Source organism: Bacillus nitratireducens (genome assembly GCF_001884135.1).
In the GTDB taxonomy this organism is placed as follows: domain Bacteria; phylum Bacillota; class Bacilli; order Bacillales; family Bacillaceae_G; genus Bacillus_A; species Bacillus_A nitratireducens.
In genome coordinates this window covers 28,086-49,906 of the sequence record NZ_MAOC01000087.1, presented here as the reverse complement: position 1 = coordinate 49,906, position 21,821 = coordinate 28,086, and the positions used below count along the sequence as shown (strand labels likewise).

The 21,821-nt window shown below is 35.2% G+C and carries 21 protein-coding genes; 5 read left to right on the top strand and 16 right to left on the bottom strand.

The window, feature by feature from the left end; genetic code table 11:
* Positions 1-72: 72 nt before the first annotated feature.
* From BAU23_RS24265 to nagE, 8 genes are all read right to left on the bottom strand, one after another.
* Positions 73-1,620: a glycosyltransferase family 2 protein gene (locus BAU23_RS24265; RefSeq protein ID WP_001130019.1), complete on the bottom strand. Its 1,548-nt coding sequence runs from the start codon at positions 1,618-1,620 to the stop codon at positions 73-75.
* Positions 1,613-2,578: an NAD-dependent epimerase/dehydratase family protein gene (locus tag BAU23_RS24260; protein ID WP_000037039.1), complete on the bottom strand. Its 966-nt coding sequence runs from the start codon at positions 2,576-2,578 to the stop codon at positions 1,613-1,615. The genes BAU23_RS24265 and BAU23_RS24260 overlap by 8 nt, the downstream gene beginning before the upstream one ends.
* Complete coding sequence (locus BAU23_RS24255; RefSeq protein WP_016128290.1) at positions 2,575-3,819, bottom strand: nucleotide sugar dehydrogenase; 1,245 nt, start codon at positions 3,817-3,819, stop codon at positions 2,575-2,577. The genes BAU23_RS24260 and BAU23_RS24255 overlap by 4 nt, the downstream gene beginning before the upstream one ends.
* Positions 3,809-5,419: a glycosyltransferase family 2 protein gene (locus BAU23_RS24250; protein ID WP_116733318.1), complete on the bottom strand. Its 1,611-nt coding sequence runs from the start codon at positions 5,417-5,419 to the stop codon at positions 3,809-3,811. The genes BAU23_RS24255 and BAU23_RS24250 overlap by 11 nt, the downstream gene beginning before the upstream one ends.
* Positions 5,370-5,564, bottom strand: coding sequence for an LSm family protein (locus BAU23_RS24245; RefSeq protein ID WP_000899472.1), 195 nt, complete (start codon positions 5,562-5,564; stop codon positions 5,370-5,372). Before BAU23_RS24245 ends, BAU23_RS24250 begins: the two co-directional genes overlap by 50 nt.
* 16 nt (positions 5,565-5,580) lie before the next feature.
* Positions 5,581-5,982: an LSm family protein gene (locus BAU23_RS24240; RefSeq protein ID WP_000335535.1), complete on the bottom strand. Its 402-nt coding sequence runs from the start codon at positions 5,980-5,982 to the stop codon at positions 5,581-5,583.
* Between the two features lie 193 nt (positions 5,983-6,175).
* Positions 6,176-7,426, bottom strand: coding sequence for a serine hydrolase domain-containing protein (locus BAU23_RS24235; protein ID WP_071735288.1), 1,251 nt, complete (start codon positions 7,424-7,426; stop codon positions 6,176-6,178).
* A gap of 264 nt (positions 7,427-7,690) precedes the next feature.
* Entirely contained in the window at positions 7,691-9,184 is a 1,494-nt protein-coding gene (nagE, locus tag BAU23_RS24230) for an N-acetylglucosamine-specific PTS transporter subunit IIBC (RefSeq protein ID WP_000938875.1), read from the bottom strand.
* Between the two features lie 324 nt (positions 9,185-9,508).
* On the opposite strand from nagE, the gene glsA reads away from it, so the two are divergent.
* The gene (glsA, locus tag BAU23_RS24225; protein ID WP_001149848.1) at positions 9,509-10,438 is read left to right on the top strand and encodes a glutaminase A; all 930 of its coding nucleotides are present in this window, start codon (positions 9,509-9,511) and stop codon (positions 10,436-10,438) included.
* Between the two features lie 176 nt (positions 10,439-10,614).
* On the top strand, positions 10,615-10,956 hold the full coding sequence (locus BAU23_RS24220) for a DUF3969 family protein (RefSeq protein WP_000766602.1): 342 nt from the start codon (positions 10,615-10,617) through the stop codon (positions 10,954-10,956).
* 159 nt (positions 10,957-11,115) lie between these two features.
* Here the strand turns inward: BAU23_RS24220 and ytaF are convergent, their stop codons facing one another.
* Positions 11,116-11,727, bottom strand: coding sequence for a sporulation membrane protein YtaF (gene ytaF / locus BAU23_RS24215; protein WP_071735287.1), 612 nt, complete (start codon positions 11,725-11,727; stop codon positions 11,116-11,118).
* Positions 11,728-11,857: 130 nt separating this feature from the next.
* On the opposite strand from ytaF, the gene BAU23_RS24210 reads away from it, so the two are divergent.
* On the top strand, positions 11,858-12,511 hold the full coding sequence (locus BAU23_RS24210; protein WP_001123729.1) for a helix-turn-helix domain-containing protein: 654 nt from the start codon (positions 11,858-11,860) through the stop codon (positions 12,509-12,511).
* 102 nt (positions 12,512-12,613) lie between these two features.
* On the opposite strand, the gene BAU23_RS24205 is transcribed toward BAU23_RS24210, so the two are convergent.
* The 3 genes from BAU23_RS24205 to BAU23_RS24195 all read right to left on the bottom strand — a co-directional run bounded on the left by BAU23_RS24205 (position 12,614) and on the right by BAU23_RS24195 (position 15,778).
* On the bottom strand, positions 12,614-13,888 hold the full coding sequence (locus tag BAU23_RS24205) for an acetylornithine deacetylase (protein WP_001071199.1): 1,275 nt from the start codon (positions 13,886-13,888) through the stop codon (positions 12,614-12,616).
* Positions 13,889-13,996: 108 nt separating this feature from the next.
* Positions 13,997-15,418, bottom strand: a complete 1,422-nt coding sequence (locus tag BAU23_RS24200) for an amino acid permease (protein ID WP_000969263.1) — start codon at positions 15,416-15,418, stop codon at positions 13,997-13,999.
* A gap of 105 nt (positions 15,419-15,523) precedes the next feature.
* On the bottom strand, positions 15,524-15,778 hold the full coding sequence (locus tag BAU23_RS24195; RefSeq protein WP_000859494.1) for a biotin/lipoyl attachment domain-containing protein: 255 nt from the start codon (positions 15,776-15,778) through the stop codon (positions 15,524-15,526).
* A gap of 301 nt (positions 15,779-16,079) precedes the next feature.
* On the opposite strand from BAU23_RS24195, the gene BAU23_RS24190 reads away from it, so the two are divergent.
* Positions 16,080-17,483, top strand: coding sequence for a sigma-54 interaction domain-containing protein (locus BAU23_RS24190; RefSeq protein ID WP_071735285.1), 1,404 nt, complete (start codon positions 16,080-16,082; stop codon positions 17,481-17,483).
* Between the two features lie 80 nt (positions 17,484-17,563).
* On the top strand, positions 17,564-17,767 hold the full coding sequence (locus BAU23_RS24185) for a hypothetical protein (RefSeq protein ID WP_000063867.1): 204 nt from the start codon (positions 17,564-17,566) through the stop codon (positions 17,765-17,767).
* A 52-nt stretch (positions 17,768-17,819) separates the two neighbouring features.
* Here BAU23_RS24185 and truA read toward each other — a convergent pair whose 3' ends face one another.
* Genes truA through pdaA form a run of 4 tightly spaced genes read right to left on the bottom strand, consistent with a single transcriptional unit; the run spans position 17,820 to position 21,709 of the window.
* Positions 17,820-18,557 carry a tRNA pseudouridine(38-40) synthase TruA gene (truA, locus tag BAU23_RS24180; RefSeq protein WP_016128283.1) on the bottom strand — a complete coding sequence of 246 codons (738 nt, stop codon included), beginning with the start codon at positions 18,555-18,557 and terminating at the stop codon, positions 17,820-17,822.
* A 56-nt stretch (positions 18,558-18,613) separates the two neighbouring features.
* The gene (rlmD, locus tag BAU23_RS24175; RefSeq protein ID WP_000615190.1) at positions 18,614-19,993 is read right to left on the bottom strand and encodes a 23S rRNA (uracil(1939)-C(5))-methyltransferase RlmD; all 1,380 of its coding nucleotides are present in this window, start codon (positions 19,991-19,993) and stop codon (positions 18,614-18,616) included.
* Positions 19,994-20,003: 10 nt separating this feature from the next.
* Positions 20,004-20,867, bottom strand: coding sequence for a DNA-3-methyladenine glycosylase family protein (locus BAU23_RS24170; protein ID WP_000269429.1), 864 nt, complete (start codon positions 20,865-20,867; stop codon positions 20,004-20,006).
* 59 nt (positions 20,868-20,926) lie between these two features.
* Entirely contained in the window at positions 20,927-21,709 is a 783-nt protein-coding gene (pdaA, locus tag BAU23_RS24165) for a delta-lactam-biosynthetic de-N-acetylase (RefSeq protein WP_000875963.1), read from the bottom strand.
* Positions 21,710-21,821 lie beyond the last annotated feature (112 nt).

Here is a 21,821-nt window from a genome sequence, read left to right as displayed (position 1 = left end):
TTATCTCCTAATCTGTTATAGTTTTTATAACAGAGCAAAAAAGTGTACATACGTTGTACACTTTTTTTGTTACTACTCTAAAACATCTCTTTTTCTATTCCCATCATCGAATCCACCACGACTACCTTCCAATACAATTAATTGCTCGAATCCTTCTATATGATCACCTATAATTCGAAGGACAGCTGGAGGATGACCTATTTTTGCAAAATGTTCACTGGGACGAATACGGTTCATCTTATCGACCTCAACACGACTTACACATGCGATTTCGAATCCTGAAAGAATAGCTTTCACTTGCGCTACGCAAGGTGACAGTAACGATCTATACCCAATTGATTTCAAACACATCCGGCTAAACGCATTAGGTACAGCAATAAGAGAGCCTACTCCCAAATCTTTTCGATCACAAGCTAAATTTAATGCATATTTAAATGCAGTTACAAGATGCAGTGGTACTCTCAAATCTAAATAATGATTTAAATCATTTAATGCGACATCTGTTCCATCTGCAATTGCTTTTGCAAAGGGATATAGCTCACTAGCTGGAATAACAAAATCGCCGTCTATAAATAACACAATTTCTCCTTTTGCAAAATAAGTTCCAAGCGAACGCCCTACATCGTTTCCAAGTGCTTCTTTATATACAATTGTTGTTGCTCCCTTGTCTTTTGCAATTGTTGCCGTTTTATCGGACGAACCATTTACAACAACGATGATTTCAAAAGGTTCAATTTTGCGAAGCTCTTCTATAACGTTCCCAATTGTTTTCTCTTCATCTTGTACAGGAATAATTACCGATAATTTCTCTCCTTTATACAAGTTAGATGTAACGCCCCATCCTTGATAAAATTCTTCAAATTTTAAAGTATGATAAACACTCTCTCTTTTCCTATTTCCATCATAGTATCCTCCGCGCTCATCGCTGCCTACTATCCGCTCTGCTACAGCTTCTATATGATCACCTATCATTCGTTTTTCAGATTGAGAAAGATCCGTGCCATACGCAGCATGCTCAAGTGGACGAAATTTATTCGGCGTAATAACGTCAATTGCACAATGACGACTAATTTTCCATTTACTTTGTGCTAAGCGTAAATGAGCCACAATAGGATTAACAAAACATTCATATCCAATACTTTGAACGACTTCTTTCGTCAACGCATGAGGTACAGATAATAAAGAATCAATTTTTAATTCTTCGCGCTCTAACATTGCATTTAATATTTGGCGCCATACTGTAATAGAATGTGGTTTTTGATTCTTTAAAAATAATGCGTCCAAATTATTTAAAGCGATATCCGCCTGATCATGCAAAATCGGATTAAGGAATAGTTGTAGTTTTGAAGTTTGAATAGCAAAATCACCATCTACAAACAGTAATACATCACCTATCGCATGTTTCGCACCAACTGCACGTCCAACGTCGTTACCAAGTGACTCTTTATACTGGATTACTGTACATCCTAGGCTCTCAGCAATCGCTTCTGTGCCATCATTACAACCATTTGCTACTACAATAATCTCTACTGGATTTAGCGGTTTTACCGATTGAATCACGTCTGAAATCGTATCTACTTCATTACATACGGGAATAATAACCGATAATGACTTAGCCATTGCTTTCTTCACGAAACCATTTAATAGTTTCTTTCAATCCTTGTTCCCACGTTACTGTCGCTTGAAATTGAACAAGTTCTCTTAATTTTGTTACGTCTGGTCTTCTATTTGGAATTTCCTCAAAACCATGTGGGTATACTTCTTCAAAAGGAACCTGTACAATTTTCGAAGAAGAATCCGTTAGTTTTTTGATTACTTCTGCTACTTCTTTAATATTTTTTTCATTCTCAGAACCTATATTAATAATTTCACCATTTACATTCTCACCCATTGCACGAATTGTTGCCTCAACCGCATCACTTACATACGTAAAGCAACGTGTCTGCTTTCCATCTCCATACACGAGAATATCATCCCCCTGCAAAGCCGCACGGATAAATCGTGGTATTACTCCTGCATACGGACCGTCTTTCGCTCTTGGGCCATAAATATTAAAATAACGAACAATCGTTACCGGTAAACCTTCTAATGCGTACCCTAAACATAATGTCTCTTCTAACGTTTTACAAACTGCATAACTCCAGCGTATTTTAGAAGTTGCCCCGTATAAACGATCTCCTTCTTCAGAGAATGGCGGCTCTCCCTTTCCATATACTTCAGAAGTAGATGCAAATACTACTTTCTTCTTCCCTTTTAACGCTGCTTGCAAAATGTTTCTCGTCCCATCAAAATTTGTTTCAATAAGCTCTACACTTTTTTCCATTGTCGTTTTAACACCTAATATTGCCGCTAAATGAAATACTACATCATGTTGATTTACTAATTCATAAATAGAATTTTTATCTAAAACACTTATTGGAATAACCCGAATTTCTTTCATTAACTCATCATGATATTTAATTTTCCCTTTATAGAAGTTATCCACAATCGTGACTTCATAACCTCTTTTCACCAATTCTTCAGCTAGATGCGACCCAATGAATCCTGCTCCACCTGTAATTAAACATTTCTTACTCATACACTCACCTTCTTTATAATTCCACGTGTATCTATTAATCGCTCAATTCCTTTAAATAGATTCCAATCGATATTAGAGTGATCCGTTACAATTAAAATACAATCCGCTTGTTTAATTCTTTGTTCATCTAATGAGACGGATTGATATAGTGTATCCCCAATTTTCGCTGTAGAAATATACGGATCATGATATTCTATCTTGTATCCTTCTTTTATTAATAATTGAATAATCGGCAACGCTGGTGATTCTCTCAAATCATTTACATCTTTCTTATATGCAATCCCTACAATTAAAACCGTTGCTGGTGATTGCACCACACCTTTCACTTTCCCGATTATTTTCTCTGGCATTTCTTCATTAATTACATGTGCTGCCTCAATTAATTGACTAATTGCTCCAGCCTTTCTTATTCTCCATTGAAAATACAAAGGATCTACCGGGATACAATGTCCCCCTATTCCTGGTCCTGGCCAATACGGAGTAAATCCAAACGGTTTTGTAGATGCAGCTTCAAGCACCTCATAAAAATTAATATTCAAACTTTCACAAAGTATATTTAACTCATTTACTAATGAAATATTAACTAAGCGCTGAATATTTTCAAATAGCTTACACATCTCTGCTACTTTCGGAGAGCTAACTGGAACGACTACATCAAATATAGTGCTATATAAATCTTGTACTTTTTGTTTACACTGCTCGGTTTGTCCACTAATAACTTTTGGAATTGTTTCAACTGAATACTGGCTATTCGCTGGATCAATTCGCTCTGGAGAATACCCAATATAATAATCTTCTCCTACCTTTTTACCTGTTTGAGAAATAATAGGAATAATAACTTCCTCCAGTGTACCTGGATATGTGGAGCTTTCAAAAATGAAGGTTTGTCCTTTTTGAAGGTGTAGTTGTATATAATAAGAGGATGAAACGAGGGCACTTAAATCGGGTTCTTTATTCTCATTAATCGGCGTTGGCACAGTCACAATAACATACTCACTATTTTGGAACTCCGTAACACCTTTATCTGGTGTATTTACTATTAATTTTCTTTCGTTCAATAAATTTTGTAATACCTTGGAAGAAACATCAGGAATATAACTTTCTCCTTTGGTTATTAATTCTATCTTCCTAGTATCTTTATCTAATCCAAGTACAGCATGTCCTCTTTCTGCAAAAAGGACAGCCAAAGGAAGGCCAACATATCCTAATCCAATAATAGTTACTTTACTACTAGCATCCATCTATATTTTCTTCTTCCTTTCTCAATTGTTGAATTATATCTCTATCCCGCTCTCCATCTGTAAATCCTCCGCGTTCGTCCGTATATTGTAATAAATACGCAATCGCCTCAAGCTGATCACCAAAAATACGGTCAAATGCTGGGATACGTCCATTTACAAAACCATGTTGCTCTGGGCGTACTCGATTTGTTTTTATAACATCTACAAATTCCACTGCTGTAATGGAGCATTCTTCTAAAATAGCTTTCATTTGAGCTAATGGTGGAATGATAAGAGAATCATACCCAATTTTCTCTATTACCTTTTTACGCATAGCATGTGGTACTGCCGTTAACGAGTTGTTCCATAAATCTGGTCGTTTTGCTACCAAATTCACAAAATATTTCCCCATACTAATTGGATCTGCCGGGTGAAACATATCTAACAAACATTGCAAATCATTTAACGCCACATCATTCCCGTCTTCAATAGCATGCAAAAATGGAATTAGTTTTTTTGCCGGAATAGCAAAATCACCATCAACAAATAAACAAATATCTGCCGTAGCATGCATAGCCCCTATCGCTCGTGCTACATTATGGCCAAGCGCCTTCGTGAATTCAACTACAATAACATTCTCTAACTTTGCTTGTTTAATCGTCTCACCATCTGCTCCATTCGCAACAACTATAATTTCATCTACACCTGCTTTTTTCACTTCTTGTATAACAGATCTGATAGTCATTTTTTCTTCTGACACTGGTATAATCGCACTATATTTCGCCTTTTCCTTTTGTAATAAAACTGGTTTATACTTCCCTATAAACTCTCTATCCCTATTTCCCTCCGAAAAACCGCCACGTTTACCATATGTTTCGATTACATATTGCAAAGCACGTAAATGATCACCCATAATACGACTAGTCGCTTTCGGATAAGGAGAACCAGGTGATGTACCAGTATGCACAGGACGAACTTTGTTTGTGTGAATTACATCGACCGAAGCCATATCAACAATATCTACTCCTCTAGACATCGCCATCGCTTGAAATAATGCTGGATCCGCTAAATTCCACCACCCAAACCTCTCGATAATTTCTCTACTCATCGCATGTGGAATTGCGATTAAAGATCCGACAACAAGCTCTTTTTTATTCAAATAACGATTCAACATACATTTTCCAACTGTCGTATAATGTGGTCTCACCTTTAAATACACAGACCATGTTAAATTATTCACAACAATTTGATGCCCCTGCTGGATTCCTTTCACGAAACGTTGTAGCTCTACATTATCAATAACAATATCACCATCTAAAAATAATACGATGTCACCTTTTGCTTTTCTAGCTCCAATTGCCCTTCCAACATCATTGCCAAGAGAATGTTTATAATAAATCACGCGGCAATGATGTTGGAAGGCTATCTCTTTTGTCTCATCTGTCGATCCATTATCTACTACGATAATTTCATAAGGCTCGAGCTTCTCCACTTCTACTAAGACTTGTGATAAAGTACTTGCTTCATTATGCACTGGAATAACAACTGATACTTTCATACTTGCATCACTCTTACCCTTCCAAGCGAACATAAGAAATAATAGGGATACGTACAAGTACATCTTCCGGTGGTCCATAAGAAGGAGAAGTACGAACACTTACTGCTCCATCCGTCACAGATAAAAGAATGCCTGCAACAATTTCTACAGCTGTCACAACTTGCACTAACTCACCAACATGGTTACGCAATTCATCAGTAAATAACATATATAAGTCTCCTTTCTTACACTTCTTTAATTGATATAATACTTGTAAATGGTAATAAAACTTCAGTTCCTATTCCTTCTTGCAGCGTTAAGAAATCGTCACCAACTGCTACAATAACACCCGTTAACTGTCCAACTGTCACAGTAATTTCGACGTTTTTACCTAAATACTGCTTTGCAATTTCTTTAAATGGTGATGTATTACATTCTTTTAAAATGTTACAAATAATAGATTGGAATTGACTTGATTCTATAAAATCTTCCGTAGCTTGCTTAGAATTTCTTTGAATAAACCTTGCGAAGTTTTGCGAAAATAAAAGTCGTTCCACAGCAGGCAATAACTTGTCATCTAAAAAATAACCTAATTGTCTATTAAACAGTCTGGATAATTTATGCCAATATTTTCTGAACAGACACATACGCTTCTCCTCCTATTATTTTTAAAGTATAAAAAATAACATCCATACATCTTAATGTATACAAAACAGTTTTTTTTGTGATAGGTAAGACATACATTTTCTAGAACATATTCATTATTTTTGTATTACATTAATGAATAATCGTGGATATATTTTCTCAATACAAAAAAGACTATCCAAAAGGGATAGTCTTTTACACTTCAATATTTCGTAACATCGTATAAATGTCGTTATTCACTTTGCCAAATGATTTAATATTGTTTTGAATGTTAGATAATAAAACAACATATACACTGCCATTTTTACTAAATCCATTTAAGCAATTCCAACCTGGCATTACACCATGATTTGAATAACTGCCTGGGTCTACATACCAGCCAAATCCGTAATCTTTTTTGACGGCAGTAAACATTTGATTATAACTCTCTTTTGATATTAATTTTCCAGAGAATAGCGCTTCATTAAATAAATATAAATCATGCGCGCTCGTATATATATCACCACAACCATATAATTGTGACATGCTCGGAATGTTAGGTGTTGTCATATTATTATTTACTATTTTATAACCCGTTGATGGGAATCTTGTTTGTTCTAACGCTTTACCAAAACCAGAATGCTTCATACCAGCAGTAGCAAAAATATGTTGTTTAATATATTCTTCTAATGGTTGTCCACTTACCTTCTCGGCAATGTAGGCAAGTATAGAGTAGTTCGAATCTGAATACTTCCATTTCTCTCCTGGGCCTGCAATACGCTTTTGATTGCCTATCCGCTTTATCAGTTCCTCATGAGAAATATCCTCTGTTCCCTGCTCATATTCCGGAATCCCTGATGTATGTGTTAATAAATGTTTTAGTTGAATGCTATTACCTTGAGGAAAATCTGGAATATACTTTGCAATCGTATCCTCTACTTGTAATTTATTTTGATCTTTTAATTGCATAATAGCAGTCGCTACAAATGCCTTTGAAATAGAGCCAATATAAAAGGTCGTTTCTGAATTATTCGGTACTTGCTTCTCTTTGTTCGCCATACCGTATCCTTTATTCAAAAGAACTTTTCCGTTCTTCACAATAACAGCTGTCCCACTAAATCCTGCGTTTTGTAAATATTGATCCAATTGAGCGTTTTCATTAATTTCTTGAGGCGGCCCTTCAGCAGGTTTCTCTATAACTTGCGCCTGCTTTATCTGTTCTTCCTGTTCTTTTTGTTTTCTTTGTTTTTCAGCTTCTTGTCTTTTCATTTCTTCTTGCTTTTTTATCTCTTCTTGCTTCTTCATTTCTGCTGCTGCTTTTAAAGTTTCCTCTTTTTTATTATGCGCAACAATTTTTGTATACATGAAATATACAAGTGAAAATAGTAGGACGAGAATGATTGTTCTTTTTATGTATACAACCGGACGACGTACTTTCCCATTAACAGTATTTTTTTCCTGATCCATGATTACCCTTTTCCCCTTATTTACCGATAATTTAATTCATCTACACAAGACTTTTTCCAAATCATTTCAGTAGATTATAGACACTCCATTCTATGTCATCCCTACTTTATCACGCGCTGAACATATTACCAACCTATATGTATAAAAAAGAAAAAGAAAATTTACAAAAGTAAGATTCCCTTTAAAATTTCAACATAATAAAAGAGGATATCCTGGAAAAGACTGTTGTTATCAATCTTTTTGGATATCCTCTTATCTAACTATTTATACGTGTTTTTTCATATCATCGGCAACAGACTCAACGTTTGTACCTACGATAACTTGTACACTTGTGTTACTTAATTTCATAACGCCTTTTGCACCTGCTCGTTTTAATGCTGGTTCATTTACCAAACCTGCATCTTTCACTTGTAAGCGTAGACGTGTTGCACAGTTATCAATAACTGTTAAGTTTTCTTTTCCACCTAAAGCTGCTACGTAAGTTTCACCAATTGAACCTGCAACTGGAGCTTCTTCACCTTCAGCTAGTTCCTCTTCATCTTCACGACCAGGAGTTTTTAAGTCGAACTTCTTAATTAAGAAGTAGAATACTACAAAGTAAATTGCTGCGTAAATTAAACCGATTCCTGCTAGTAACAATGGTTTTGTTGCAATACCGAAGTTTAAGAAGTAATCGATTGCCCCGGCACTAAATGAGAAACCATCGTGAATGCCAAGTGTTGTTGTAATGAATAGAGACAGACCTGTTAGTACAGCATGAATACCATATAATACTGGTGATAAGAACATGAATGAGAATTCAATTGGCTCTGTAATACCAGTTAAGAATGAAGTTAATGCTAGACCACCTAACATACCTGTAACCATTTTACGCTTCTCTGGTTTAGCAGCCGCAATCATTGCGAAACACGCTGCTGGTAAACCGAACATCATGATTGGGAAGAAGCCAGTCATAAACATACCTGCTGATGGATCTTTTGCAAAGAAGCGTGCAATATCACCATGAACGATATCACCAGCTGCGTTTGTAAAGTCACCAAGTACAAACCAGAAGTATGTGTTCATTACGTGGTGTAAACCGATTGGAATTAATAAACGGTTTAATAATCCGAATAAACCAGCACCAACTGAACCTAAGTTCACGATGCCGTGTGCTACTGAATCAATACCACTTTGAATCGTTGGCCAAATTTGACCGAATACTAATCCTAAAAGAAGCATTACAATAGAAGTAATGATTGGTACAAAACGTTTTCCTGCAAAGAAACCTAACCATTCTGGTAATTTAATCTTATGGAATTTGTTATATAGTAACCCAGCAACAACCCCAGCAATAATACCACCGAGTATGGCCATATTTATTTTTGGCGTTAACGCCGCTGCTTTTGAAACTTTTGTCATTGTATCTGCTAATTTAGTTGGATCTGCTGAACCAACTAAATCCTGAACACTTTTTAATTTATCATTCAGCTCTGCTGCTGAATATGCCTTACTTAGAGCGTTCGTTGTATTTTGTAAAACAAGATATCCGATTGCCCCAGCAAGTCCTGCTGCTCCACTACCATCAATAGACAAACCGATTGCAACACCAATTGCAAAAATAAGTGCTAAATTATCAAAAATTGCTGCACCGGCCTGTGCCATAACAGGAATGTTAAATACGTCTTCTTGTCCTAAACGAAGCAATAATCCTGCTGCTGGTAGTACGGCGATTGGAAGCATTAACGCTTTACCAATACGTTGTAGAAACTGCAACATTTTAATTCCCCCTATCAAATTTATGAAATCGTTATCATTATAAGTACGCCTTAGAAAACGCTTTCTATTTACATAACCATAATAACATATAGTTGTATAGATGTGTAGTTTTTATTTTTGAATTTTTTATGGATAAATCTCCTATTTCCAAACTGTTATATAAAAGGAAAATTCTCCTTTTTTAATACAAAATACTTAAAACGAAAGACCCACGATATAACATGTAACTTTCGTTTTATCATTCCACTTTTTCATGTTATTATTTATTTCCGAGCATATCGGGAAAAGTAAACTTAGTTAATTCGAAATAGGAGCGTTGGTACTATGCAGTGCATTGAAACAAACAACTTACAACAGTTGTTAGAACAAGTAAAACCATATACGAAAAAAGGAAAGCTTGCTACTTATATCCCCGAACTAGGAAATGCAAATCCAGATGATTTAGGGATTGCCATTTTCCATAAAGAAACAGAATATATCCATGCTGGCAACTCACAAACACTATTTACTCTTCAAAGTATTTCCAAAGTAATTACACTTGCAATTGCACTTTTAGATCGTGGTGAAGAATATGTATTTTCTAAAGTTGGAATGGAGCCAACTGGTGACCCTTTTAATTCTATTATTAAGTTAGAAACAACAAGTCCTTCCAAACCTCTTAATCCAATGATTAATGCAGGTGCACTAGCTATTACAAGCATGTTAGCAGGAAAAAATAACGAAGAAAAAATGGAGCGTATTCTTCATTTTGTACGTGAAATAACAGATAATCCTACAATTAACTATTCTTCTAAAGTTGCCAATTCAGAATTAGAGACTGCTTACTTAAACCGTTCACTTTGTTACTATATGAAACAAAACGGCATTATCGATTGTGACATTGAAGAACTTATGGATTTATACACTCGTCAATGTGCAGTTGAAGTAAACTGTATCGATTTAGCACGTATTGGTTTAATTTTTGCAATGGATGGCTACGATCCATACAAGAAAAAACAAATTATCCCTAAACATATTACAAAAATTTGTAAAACATTTATGGTTACTTGCGGGATGTATAATGAATCTGGTGAATTTGCAATTCGCGTTGGAATCCCTGCAAAAAGTGGTGTAGCAGGCGGTATTTTCGGCTGCGTAAAAGGCGAAATGGGAATCGGCATTTTCGGACCCGCTTTAGATGCAAACGGAAATAGTATCGCTGGTTTTAAAATTCTTGAATTACTTTCTGCCCAAGAAGGCTGGAGTATATTTTAATTTCGGAAGTTATCCTGCTATACTAGCAGGATTTTTTATTTCACGAAAAATTTAGTTTCACCAATCATTAATAACAAAACAAAAACAATAATGAAAGTTTCGCCTTATTATGCATATTTGCTCCCCCCTCCTGAATAATATAGTACAACCTAACGCTATATGTGGAGGTGTAAAAGATGAAACTGATATTTCAAATGGAAAAACAACCTGTTCTTGAAAAAACAATTCTTCTTTTTATATTGAGTATTGTAGAAAGCTTGAAGTTAAAAGTTGTTTCACTCGATGAAGCTCACCGATACATATTCAATTTAGAAGTGCTTGAATTATTAATGGATCGGAACATCGATGATCAAGTACTAGAGCTTATTCATTTCGGAATGGGACTTGAAGATATTCATCATGTCCTTCCTGAAGAACTTGAGCATACTATCGAAGAATTAAAGTGGCTTTGTATCCAAGTATTAAGTGAGTACAGTATGCATGAAGAATCGGAACAATTAATTGAAGATATACGTTAAGAAAGCACCTATGTAGGTGCTTTTAATGTTTATTAACAAATATTTATACATAATGTACTTTTATATGATAGCTACTTTATATTTAAAGAAGAAAATATCCGATGTCGATATATGCGATTCATTCGAGTATTTCCGAGGAAATGCTCGAACATTGTATTTTTACAATAACTGATCTATCCCTATAAGAATTAATAACACGCCTGCAATAACTGTAGCCCATTTCCCTAAGTGTTCAGCTAAAAATCGTTTTCCTACATACGCAAAGCCACTAATACAAATAAAACTAAACACTCCCGAAATACATGCCGTAAGCCATAGGTTTAAATTTGTTACTCCAGCATCAAAGCCACCTGCAATATTATTAATAGATAATGCCACCCCTAAAATGATAGCTTCAGAAAAACTAATTGTTTTAGATCCATCAAAATCTGCTTTTTCTGGATTACGTAAAATCCCCATAAGTACACTACCATCTTTAGATTCTATGGTTTCTTTTTTACTCAAGAAAGGCTGACATAAAATAAACACTCCGATTATCCCTAAAACAATTGCCCCAATAAGGTTTGCTGTAAACTCCGAAATAAATAGTGCGATCCAATTCCCAAAAAATCCAGCTAATAAAGTAAATAAAAATCCAAAAAATGCGATGATAAAATTGTTAAACCACGAAATTCGAATTTTACGAATGCCATACGCAATCCCAACACCTGCATTATCTAAATTGGACGCAATTCCAATTAAAAGAATTGAAAATAAACTTGCCGTACTCATCAACATTCACCCCTTTTTCTCACTTTTCCATGCATATTATGAAAATGTTGAGCAACTGTGCCTGTCTATTTCATATACTTGTAATAAATGCTCAACATTTTTTCAACAATAAAAAAGGAGTGCCTTCACTATGCCTAAAGAAAATTCAAATGAGCGGCTTAGTACATTAATAAAAAAACTTTTAAAAGAACGTGCCTTATCAATGCGCCAACTAGGAATGCTTACAAATATTGATCCCGCAACAATCTCAAGAATTATGAATGGCAAACAACCGCCAAAACAAAAACATCTACAAAAATTTGCAGAATGCCTTCAAGTTCCACCTCAATTGTTATTTGATGAAATGTATCCTAATTCTCCGCACATAAATAAAGAAAAGACGGATATGTACACATCTCTTGATACAATTCAGCAAACTTTACAATCCTCAAACTTATTCGATTTCGATTACACAACAACTCGCGTAAAACAAGAACTTGAAAATTATGAGCGCTATGCTCAAACAACAGAAGGTGAAAAGCGTATTCATGAAAGTTTCGCAAGCAAGTTAGAACAAATTGATAGTGCTGGTCCTTTCATTGAACAATTAACAGATATGTATCAACAATTTTGCAATGAAACTATTTCAAAAGAAGAACGTGCAGTACTGGGAGGCGCATTACTTTATTTCATTTTATCGACAGATATTATCCCTGATTACCTCTTTCCAATTGGCTATTTAGATGATGCAATTGCCGTTGAATTAGCGAAAGAGAAATTGATTGAAATAAGACGCAAAACATAGAAAAGCAAAAAACTATTTCAGTTGTTGTTTATGTTCAACTCTGAAGTAGTGCACTAAAAAATCGTACAAGTATACATACCCGTACGATTCCAATATACCAATCTATTTTTTCCTATGACACCATTCATATATGAACGCCGTTATCACTTTTGTAAATTCAATTAACTGTTTAACTTCAACTTTCTCATTTACAGAATGCGCTTCTTCTAGTGTACCTGGTCCATAAATAATCGCTGGAATGTGAAACTCACTAAACCAACCACCATCAGTTACCGTTGCAGACATATCTAAAATTGCATTTTTAGATAGAATAGATTCATGTACTGAACTAAGAGTTTTTACAGCAACGTGTTCGCTATCTACTTCTAATGAAGGGAAAATTTCACCTCGATCAACAATCATTGACTCTCCGCCCCACTTAAATTGTAGTGGGTTCTCGCTTAACCATGGATCTGCTGCTGCCACTTTTCCTAAATACTCTTCTATTTCTTCTATTATTTGTTCATGCGTTTCATTGGGATAAAAGTGTACTGTTATCCATAACCGGCACTCATCCGCAATAAATGCTGCATGACGCCCTCCTTCAATGACAGCAGGATTAATTGTTGTCGTCCCTGATGGATATCCTTCATACGTTTTCATTACTGCCCAATGACGCTCTAACTCCTGTAAACTTTGAACAATTTTCATCATTTTCTCAATAGCACTCGCTCCAAATAAACGTCCTCCAGCATGAATCATCTGTCTACGTGTTGCATCATGAAACGTTTGTGGGCTTTTCACTGTAATCCATCCAGTAATTACGCCGCCCTGCCCTTGCATATGTAAATTACTCGTATCCACTACGACTGCAAAATCAGCATCATAACCTCTTTTACAACATTGAAGTGTACCTGCCTCTCCAACTTCTTCCCCAATTACCGATTGAAACATTAAGTCACCTGGCAATTCAATTCCCGCTTCTTCTAAAAGCTGAATTGCAAATAAGGCTCCAGCTAGTCCACCTTTCATATCTGCCGCGCCTCTCCCAACTAACCAACCATCTTTTATAAACGGCTCAAACGGATTTGTTTCCCACGCCTCATCTACTGATACTTCAGCTACATCCATATGGCCATTAATAATAAGACTTTTATATAACTCACTTTCCGTCCCTTTTTTCACCCCAACAACGTTCGGGTCATTCGGATATACATCCCATTTATCAACACTAAAATTTCGTTTTCTTAGAAAATCTGCAATAAATTCTTGCGCCTCATTTGTGTTTCTCGCCGGCGGTGCTGGTGTTTCAAAACGAATTAAGGTCTTTGTAAGCTCTAGTAATTCATCTTTTCGTAAATCAATCTGTTCTAATAGCTGTGAAACTTCTTGATTCATTGCTAATTCCCCTTTGCATACGTAGTATGTTTCCAGCTATATTGTCACAAAAAAAGAGACTGTTTACAATTTTACAGTCTCTTTTTTTAGCATTAGTTTCTAATGTATTTATAAACTTTCTGCTTCTGTTGTGTTTACTTTTTCAACATGTTCTATTTTGCTTTCCTTATTTTTTGTCGCACGATAAAACAGTAAACAAACTATCATAAATGGAATACCACAATACAATGCCATTCTTTGTTCTGGAATAAAAGCCATAGCTACAATTACTGTTAAATTTAATACTAAAGCAAGCAGTGGTACGAATGGATACAATGGCGTTTTAAATTTCAAGTCTTTAATATCCCCGCCCTGCTTCACGTATGTCCTTCTAGCTAATAGATTAGATAGAGCGATCGATGCCCAAACTAATATCGCTCCAAACCCTGCAATTGAAAGAAGCCATAAATAAACTGTATCTTCCGCATAAATACCTGATAGTAATGAAAGACAACCTACAATCGTACTTACAATCAATGCATAAATAGGAACACCGTTTTTAGATAACTTACTAAAAATCGGGCTAATCATTCCTTGATTAGACATCGACCATAGCATACGAGAAGTTGCATATAATCCTGAATTCGCAACTGATAGTACCGCTGTAATAATAACGAAATTTATAATATCAGCCGCATAAGGAATACCAATTTTATCAAATACAACTACGAATGGACTTTCTATCACGCCTGCTTGCTGCCAAGGAAATAGTCCCGCAAGAATAAAAATAGATAGTACAAAGAAAACAAGTATGCGCCAAACTGTATTATTAATTGCCTTCGGGATCGTTTTCTCTGGATTTTCACTCTCACCAGCTGCAATACCAACTAGTTCTGTTCCTTGGAAGGAAAAATTAACTGCAATCATCGTAATTAAAATTGCTGATAATCCATTTGGGAACAATCCACCATAATCAGTAAAGCTAGAAAACATCGGTGCTGGTTCATTTCCTTTCATATCTAGAAAACCAAACATTGCTGCCCCGCCTAAAATGATAAATGCAATAATTGTAATTACTTTAATACTTGCAAACCAGAATTCAACCTCCGCAAAACTTCTTGAAGATAACGCATTAATAACAAAGAGCAATACGGCAAACACTACACACCAAATCCATGATGATACATCTGGAAACCAACGTTTCATTAATATACTAACTGCAATTAATTCAATGCCTATCGTAGCCGTCCAGTTTAGCCACGACATCCATCCCACTACATAACCCGCTGCAGGTGAAATATGTTTTGTAGCATATGTTTGATACGATCCTGCATCAGGCATCGCAACCGCTAATTCTCCAAGACAGAGCATCGTTAAATACATAACAAATCCACCGACAAGATACGCTACAATCGCTCCTCCAGGTCCAGCTTCATGAATTGTATAACTGGATCCTAAAAAAAGCCCAGTACCAATAACACCTCCGAGTGCAATCATAAATATGTGCCGACTTTTCAATTCTCTTTTTAATCCTTGGTTTTGATCCATCATATAACTCCCCCCTTTTCACTTTGCAAACCCATTTAATGTAAGCGTTTTTAAAATTCTTCATAGTAAAAATAATTATTAAAAAGTGCAAAATACATATTACTTCTATTAATCACTACCTGTTATTAATAGATCATCCCTTACTGTTATTAATAGTTTTTGATCAGCGATAGCTTGTCCTTCTACCACTTCTAAAGATTCGATATAACCACTGATTCCTACCTTAATTTCTACTTTCTGCTTATCTATCGTTTCAATTAACGCTAATTTTTCCCACTCATATACGTAAGAACTTTCAGTAACAAATAATTTCTCTACTTTTCCGTAACAAGGACTATACACGCCTTCTATAACCGTCTTCACTTAATAAATTCCTCCTCTTAATTAATTTGCACTGAAATGTCGCATACCCTATGAAAAGTTCTAATTCACCCACTCCTTCAATTTAAAGATTTCAATTATTATTTATGCAAGATACGTACCAACCTCAATATCTATATAAAAATTAAGATTTCGCACAAAAAAATCTACATAACCGCAAAATTTTTCTATCGTTTGAAAAGTTTTAAAAGAAAATAGCAAAAAAATTTTGCGATTTTATGAGAATTTTAATAAAATTATAAAAAGTCAGTCTTCATAGGGTAAAACGAGGAGAAGATAATACATGCATACAGAAGAAATTAATTTTAAACAAATTACTGAAATGAATGCGCTATATGAAGCTTTACTCAATGAACTCGATATCGGGATTCATATTATTAATGAGGAAAGTAAAACGATTATCTATAACCGCAAAATGATGGAAATTGAATCAATGGACCGCTTAGATGTGCTATATAAAAGTCCTTTAGAGGTATTTGCATTTGAAGAAAATAAAAATAGTACTCTTATAGAGGCATTAAAATTTGGAAAAACCAAAAAAAATATAAAACAAACGTATTTTAACAATAAAGGGCAAGAAATTACGACGATTAACGATACTTTCCCTATAATAGAAAATGGAAAAATTAAAGGCGCTATTGAAATTTCAAAAGAGATTAGTCACTTAAAACAACCGATAAGAATGAGTCCTTCTCGAAAACAAAATAACAAGTTTACCTTTGATCACATAATCGGTGATTCTAGTGCTATTCAATCGGTCATTACAGAAGCAAAGCGGGTAATTCGTACCTCCTCATCCATACTTCTCATAGGAGAAACAGGGACCGGTAAAGAACTATTTGCACAAAGTATCCATAATGAAAGTCAGCGTTCAACAAAACCATTTATTTCGCAAAACTGTGCCGCTATACCTGATACACTCATGGAAAGCTTATTATTTGGGACGAACCGAGGTGCATTTACAGGAGCTATCGATAAAGCTGGTTTATTTGAAGAAGCAAACGGAGGAACTTTGTTATTAGATGAGATCAACTCATTAAGTCCATCACTTCAAGCGAAGTTATTACGAGCTATACAGGAAAAAACAATACGAAGAATCGGGGGCACACAAGAAAAAGAAATTGATGTTCGTATTATAGCAACTATTAATGAAGATCCTCTTGAAGCTATTACGCACAATCGCTTAAGAGAAGACTTATATTACCGATTAAGCGTCGTTACTTTATGTCTTCCACCTTTACGTGAAAGAAAAGAAGATATTTCAGCTCTTGTTCAGCACTTTATTGAAAAGTACAATATTCAATTCGGGCTCGGCGTAACCGATGTAGATGTACATGTAAGAGAATTCTTTTATGTACACGATTGGCCCGGAAATGTACGAGAATTGGAACATATAATAGAAGGTTCAATGAATTTAATAGAAGATGAAAATATCATTACAGCGTTTCATCTTCCCACTCGCTTTCGCGAACGAATAAAAAAAGAATTCCATATAAAACCTTCCCTAACTAGTCAGGATGCTGATACACCTAAAACTTTAAAGCGCACAATAGAAGAAATGGAAAAGAACTACATCAATCAAATCCTTAAAGAGAATCATGGTAATATCTCACAAGCGGCAAAGTTTTTAGGATTGAGTAGACAAAACTTACAATATCGAATAAAAAAACTGCATTTGCACATATAAAATGAACATACTACTAAGTGTAAAGAAATGGAAAACTTTGTTATAATAAACATATAACACGCTAGAAAGGGGCGATATATATGAGTAATGATAAAAAATTAAAGTTATTACAATACTTATACCTTCTTCCTGCCGTTCTATGTATGATGTTATTCATTAATGCTGATATGAGCAGCTTTCCTTATGCAAAGCTCTTAGGAACAATTAGCGGCTCCTTTGCGGCTGTTATGCTTGCTGCTTTTTGGAATTTGAAGCTACGTATGAAGAAAGAGAAATCTTCTTAATTTCAGAGTGCAAAAAAATCGAGCCTTATCAGCTCGATTTTTTTACTTATTATTAAAACTCAACATTCTCCAAATACAAACCACTCGCCTCAGCAAGGCAATTAATTTGATTGCGCTGTTTTCCCTCTAAAATGTTTGGAATTGCTTCAGCATCTAGTTGTCCTAATCCAACTTCAATTAATGCCCCAACAATTTTTCGTACCATGTTATGAAGGAATCCGTTACCACTTACTCTAATTTGTACAAATCCAGCCTCTTCCATCACTTCAAGTGTATATACTTCTCGAACCATAGACTTTTTCTTTGATTTCGCATTTGAAAAAGCAGTAAAGTCATGTGAACCAACTAAATGTTTCGCAGCTTCTTTCATGCTTTTCACATTTAATTTTTTATTCACGTGCATGCTGTATTTACGCATAAATGGATTTGTATGCTCTTCATTCCAAATTTTATAAAGATATGTTTTTGCTTTAGAATTGTAACGAGCATGGAAGCGATCTTGTACTTCTTCTACATTCGTAATGCTAATATCATTGGGTAAATATTGATTTAAATATTTTTTCACTTTATGTTCCACTAACTTCTCATCACTTTGAAAGTTAGCAACTTGATTCAAAGCATGTACCCCAGCGTCTGTTCTACTACAACCGATAATCTCAATTTCTTTTCCGACCATTTCAGATATGACACTTTCGATTTTTCCTTGAATCGTATTATCGTTATTACCGAGACGTTGCCATCCTTTAAAACGTGCACCATCGTACTGAATCGTTAATTTATAATTGTTCATTTTATTCTCCTTCATAGAAAATATTCCCTCATACCATGAGGGAATATTAATAAACTTTACTTTCTAACAAGCTTCACTACATTTTCTACATGAGCTGTATGTGGGAACATATCAACTGGTTGTACATATTCCACTTCATAACTCTGCATTAATGCATTTACATCACGTGCTAGCGATGACGGGTTACAAGACACGTAAACAACTTGTTTCGGTTTCACTTTTAAAATCGTTTCCAGTAATTTATCATCGCAACCTGTACGCGGTGGATCGACAACAATTACATCTGGACGCCATCCTTCTTTTACCCACTTTGGTAACCATTGTTCTGCTTTACCTGCTTCATATTTTGTGTTTGTAAATCCGTGGCGTTTTGCATTTTTCTTTGCATCTTCAATCGCTTCTGGAATTACATCCATACCACGTACTTCTGCTGCATCATTCGCAAGCCAAAGACCAATTGTACCAACACCACAATACGCATCTACAATTTTCTCATTTCCTGTTAAAGCAGCTGCTTTTTTCGCTTCATCGTATAAAACAACCGTTTGCTCTGGATTCAATTGGAAGAATGCACGTGCTGATAATTCAAATGATAAATCACCAAGTGTTTCTTGAATTACTTCTTTTCCAGCTAATTTAAACGTTTTGTCACCAAAAATAACAGATGTTTTACGCCAGTTTACGTTTTGCATAATTGATTTAACCGCTGGCATCTGTTTTTGTACTTCTGCAATAAATTGTTCTTTATTTGGCAATTCTTCTTTTGTTGTAATAAGTGTGACTTGTACTTCACCTGTTTGAACTGCAGTACGTGTCACAATTGTACGTACTAAACCTTTTTGTTTTTTCTCATTGTAAATAGAAACATTTAACTTTTCTAATATACGTCTTACAACTTTTGTCGCTTCATTCGTTGCCTTATGTTGAATCATACAATGAGAAATATCAATTAACTGATGTGAGTTTTGTTTATATAGCCCTGTAATAACCTTTTCATCTTTACGTCCCACTTGTAATTGACTTTTATTACGATAATGCCATGGATTTTCCATGCCAAGCGTTGGACGAATTTTCTCTTCTAGACTGTTATTCATGTACTTCTCGAATGCTTGTACAACGATATCACGCTTTTGATTTAATTGTTCTTTATAATCTAAATGTTGTAACTGACAGCCACCACACTCCTCATATACTGAACATGGTGCTTTCACACGATGTGGTGATGATTTACGAACTTTTTTCACTTTCGCTTCAGCGAAGCCACGCTGAATTTTCGTTGCTTCAGCAACAACTTCTTCTCCTGGTAATGCCCCGGGAATGAAAACAACTTGTCTCTTAAAATAACCAACGCCTTCTCCGTTAATCCCAAGACGTTTAATTGTCACAGGGAACGTTTGACCAACTTCCAACTTACTCTCATGTTGCTTTTGTATCATTATTACACCTCTACTCTATACTTTTCCATAAATATAACGCTGCATAACTGCAGTATGGTTCACACTCTTGTTTCACTTTTTCTAAAAATGCATCATCAGGTTTATCATCTAATTGAAATACACCTTGCACTGCGCGCTGAATTCCAATGTCTGCTTTTGGAAACATATTTTTTCGTCCAAGCCCAAACATTAAAAAGTTTTGCACTGTCCATGCTCCAATACCCCTTATTGGTAACAATTGTGCCGATACTTCTTCTTCTGTTTCATTTTCTATCCTTGCTAAATCTAATTTTCCGCCTACGATATGCTTTGCTAATCCTACTATATATTCGGCTTTTCGCTGACTAAACTTCTGCTCTCTCAATTCTTCTATTGAAATGTTCGCTACTCTTTCTGGTGTTGGGAAAAAGAAAACGCCGTTCTTCTCTGTCCCATATCTTTTTACAAATTGATCTGTTAGCACAGTAGCAAATTTCAAATTTATTTGTTGATGAATAATACAGCGAAGAAGACAAGCGAAATAATCGAATTCTAAAATAATTGGAGTATAAGCATATGTTTCAAATAGTGGACGTAATGATGTGTTTAAAAAATGATTTTGTATATTTTGAAACGGTTCATTCCAGTGAAAAATAGATTTCATTCGTTTCATTACTTTTTCTTGATCTCCTGCCTGACTAGAGATCCAAAATTGTGGATTTTGAACAGTACCAATCCCTTGCAAACGAACAACAATCTGTTCTTCGTCTATAAAAAGCGGGATATAAATTACTTTCTCGTCTAATTGAATGACGTTTAACGGGTCGAAAGATAAACGCTTCAGCACTTCCTCAAAATGGTACGGATATTCTAACGTAACATGTTCGCTCCACATACGTTTCCCCATCCTTTTTACACATCATTATAGCATGAGAAAACCGCAAGCATACATGCTTACGGTTGATTGCTGTTTACTAAATCATCTAGGCTTTTAAAATGATACCCTTTATCGCGCAAATCATCAATGATTTTCGCAAGTGCTTCCGCATTATCTTTTGATATCGCATGAAGTAACAAAACAGATCCTGGATGAATCATAGTCATTACATTATTATGAGCGTATTGCCAACCTCTTTGCTGATCTACTTTCCAATCAAGAAATGCAAGCGACCAAAACACATTATAGTATCCCATTTCTTTCGTAAGAGCTAGCGTTCGCTCACTAAACACGCCTCGCGGAGGACGTACATATTTCACTTCTTTTTGTCCTGTCACTTTTTTAATTTCTTCCGTTACACTTGTTAATTCTTCACGAAGTTTTGCATCGTTTACTGCTGTAAAATCAGGGTGACTCCAAGAATGATTACCAATAATATGTCCTTCATTTTTCATTCTTAATAATAAATCTTTTTGTGTTTTTATATAGTGCCCCGTCACAAAGAAAGTTGCGGGTACTTTTTTCTCCTTCAGTACATCTAAAATCTTTCCTGTATATCCATTCTCGTATCCATTATCGAATGTTAAATAAATGTCTTTTTTCTTCGTATCACCTAAGTAAAATCCACCATTTTTTTGTAGTAATTCTGTATATAATTTCCCTGCATCTGGCACCGTTTCATTTTTAGGGCGTGGGATCCCCCAGTTATGTGGTGTATTCGTATAAGCAAATGTTGAAACTGGAACAAGTGCCATCATAATTGAAAAAATGAGACCTATATATAACCATTTATATTTCATAAATAGTCTCCTTTCCATATATAATCGTACCTGTAGTTTCTGTTTTCACTCTTTCTTTCATGCTGAACATGTTTTTCTATATATACCAAAAAAATACACCTCGAATGATTCG

What these genes read in the sequence shown, in the direction of transcription:
- BAU23_RS24265 (WP_001130019.1), bottom strand. Translation starts at nt 1,620, where the DNA reads ATGGCTAAGTCATTATCGGTTATTATTCCCGTATGTAATGAAGTAGAT.
- BAU23_RS24260 (WP_000037039.1), bottom strand. Translation starts at nt 2,578, where the DNA reads ATGAGTAAGAAATGTTTAATTACAGGTGGAGCAGGATTCATTGGGTCG.
- BAU23_RS24255 (WP_016128290.1), bottom strand. Translation starts at nt 3,819, where the DNA reads ATGGATGCTAGTAGTAAAGTAACTATTATTGGATTAGGATATGTTGGC.
- BAU23_RS24250 (WP_116733318.1), bottom strand. Translation starts at nt 5,419, where the DNA reads ATGTACTTGTACGTATCCCTATTATTTCTTATGTTCGCTTGGAAGGGT.
- BAU23_RS24245 (WP_000899472.1), bottom strand. Translation starts at nt 5,564, where the DNA reads ATGTTATTTACTGATGAATTGCGTAACCATGTTGGTGAGTTAGTGCAA.
- BAU23_RS24240 (WP_000335535.1), bottom strand. Translation starts at nt 5,982, where the DNA reads ATGTGTCTGTTCAGAAAATATTGGCATAAATTATCCAGACTGTTTAAT.
- BAU23_RS24235 (WP_071735288.1), bottom strand. Translation starts at nt 7,426, where the DNA reads ATGGATCAGGAAAAAAATACTGTTAATGGGAAAGTACGTCGTCCGGTT.
- nagE (WP_000938875.1), bottom strand. Translation starts at nt 9,184, where the DNA reads ATGTTGCAGTTTCTACAACGTATTGGTAAAGCGTTAATGCTTCCAATC.
- glsA (WP_001149848.1), top strand. Translation starts at nt 9,509, where the DNA reads ATGCAGTGCATTGAAACAAACAACTTACAACAGTTGTTAGAACAAGTA.
- BAU23_RS24220 (WP_000766602.1), top strand. Translation starts at nt 10,615, where the DNA reads ATGAAACTGATATTTCAAATGGAAAAACAACCTGTTCTTGAAAAAACA.
- ytaF (WP_071735287.1), bottom strand. Translation starts at nt 11,727, where the DNA reads ATGAGTACGGCAAGTTTATTTTCAATTCTTTTAATTGGAATTGCGTCC.
- BAU23_RS24210 (WP_001123729.1), top strand. Translation starts at nt 11,858, where the DNA reads ATGCCTAAAGAAAATTCAAATGAGCGGCTTAGTACATTAATAAAAAAA.
- BAU23_RS24205 (WP_001071199.1), bottom strand. Translation starts at nt 13,888, where the DNA reads ATGAATCAAGAAGTTTCACAGCTATTAGAACAGATTGATTTACGAAAA.
- BAU23_RS24200 (WP_000969263.1), bottom strand. Translation starts at nt 15,418, where the DNA reads ATGATGGATCAAAACCAAGGATTAAAAAGAGAATTGAAAAGTCGGCAC.
- BAU23_RS24190 (WP_071735285.1), top strand. Translation starts at nt 16,080, where the DNA reads ATGCATACAGAAGAAATTAATTTTAAACAAATTACTGAAATGAATGCG.
- BAU23_RS24185 (WP_000063867.1), top strand. Translation starts at nt 17,564, where the DNA reads ATGAGTAATGATAAAAAATTAAAGTTATTACAATACTTATACCTTCTT.
- truA (WP_016128283.1), bottom strand. Translation starts at nt 18,557, where the DNA reads ATGAACAATTATAAATTAACGATTCAGTACGATGGTGCACGTTTTAAA.
- rlmD (WP_000615190.1), bottom strand. Translation starts at nt 19,993, where the DNA reads ATGATACAAAAGCAACATGAGAGTAAGTTGGAAGTTGGTCAAACGTTC.
- BAU23_RS24170 (WP_000269429.1), bottom strand. Translation starts at nt 20,867, where the DNA reads ATGTGGAGCGAACATGTTACGTTAGAATATCCGTACCATTTTGAGGAA.
- pdaA (WP_000875963.1), bottom strand. Translation starts at nt 21,709, where the DNA reads ATGAAATATAAATGGTTATATATAGGTCTCATTTTTTCAATTATGATG.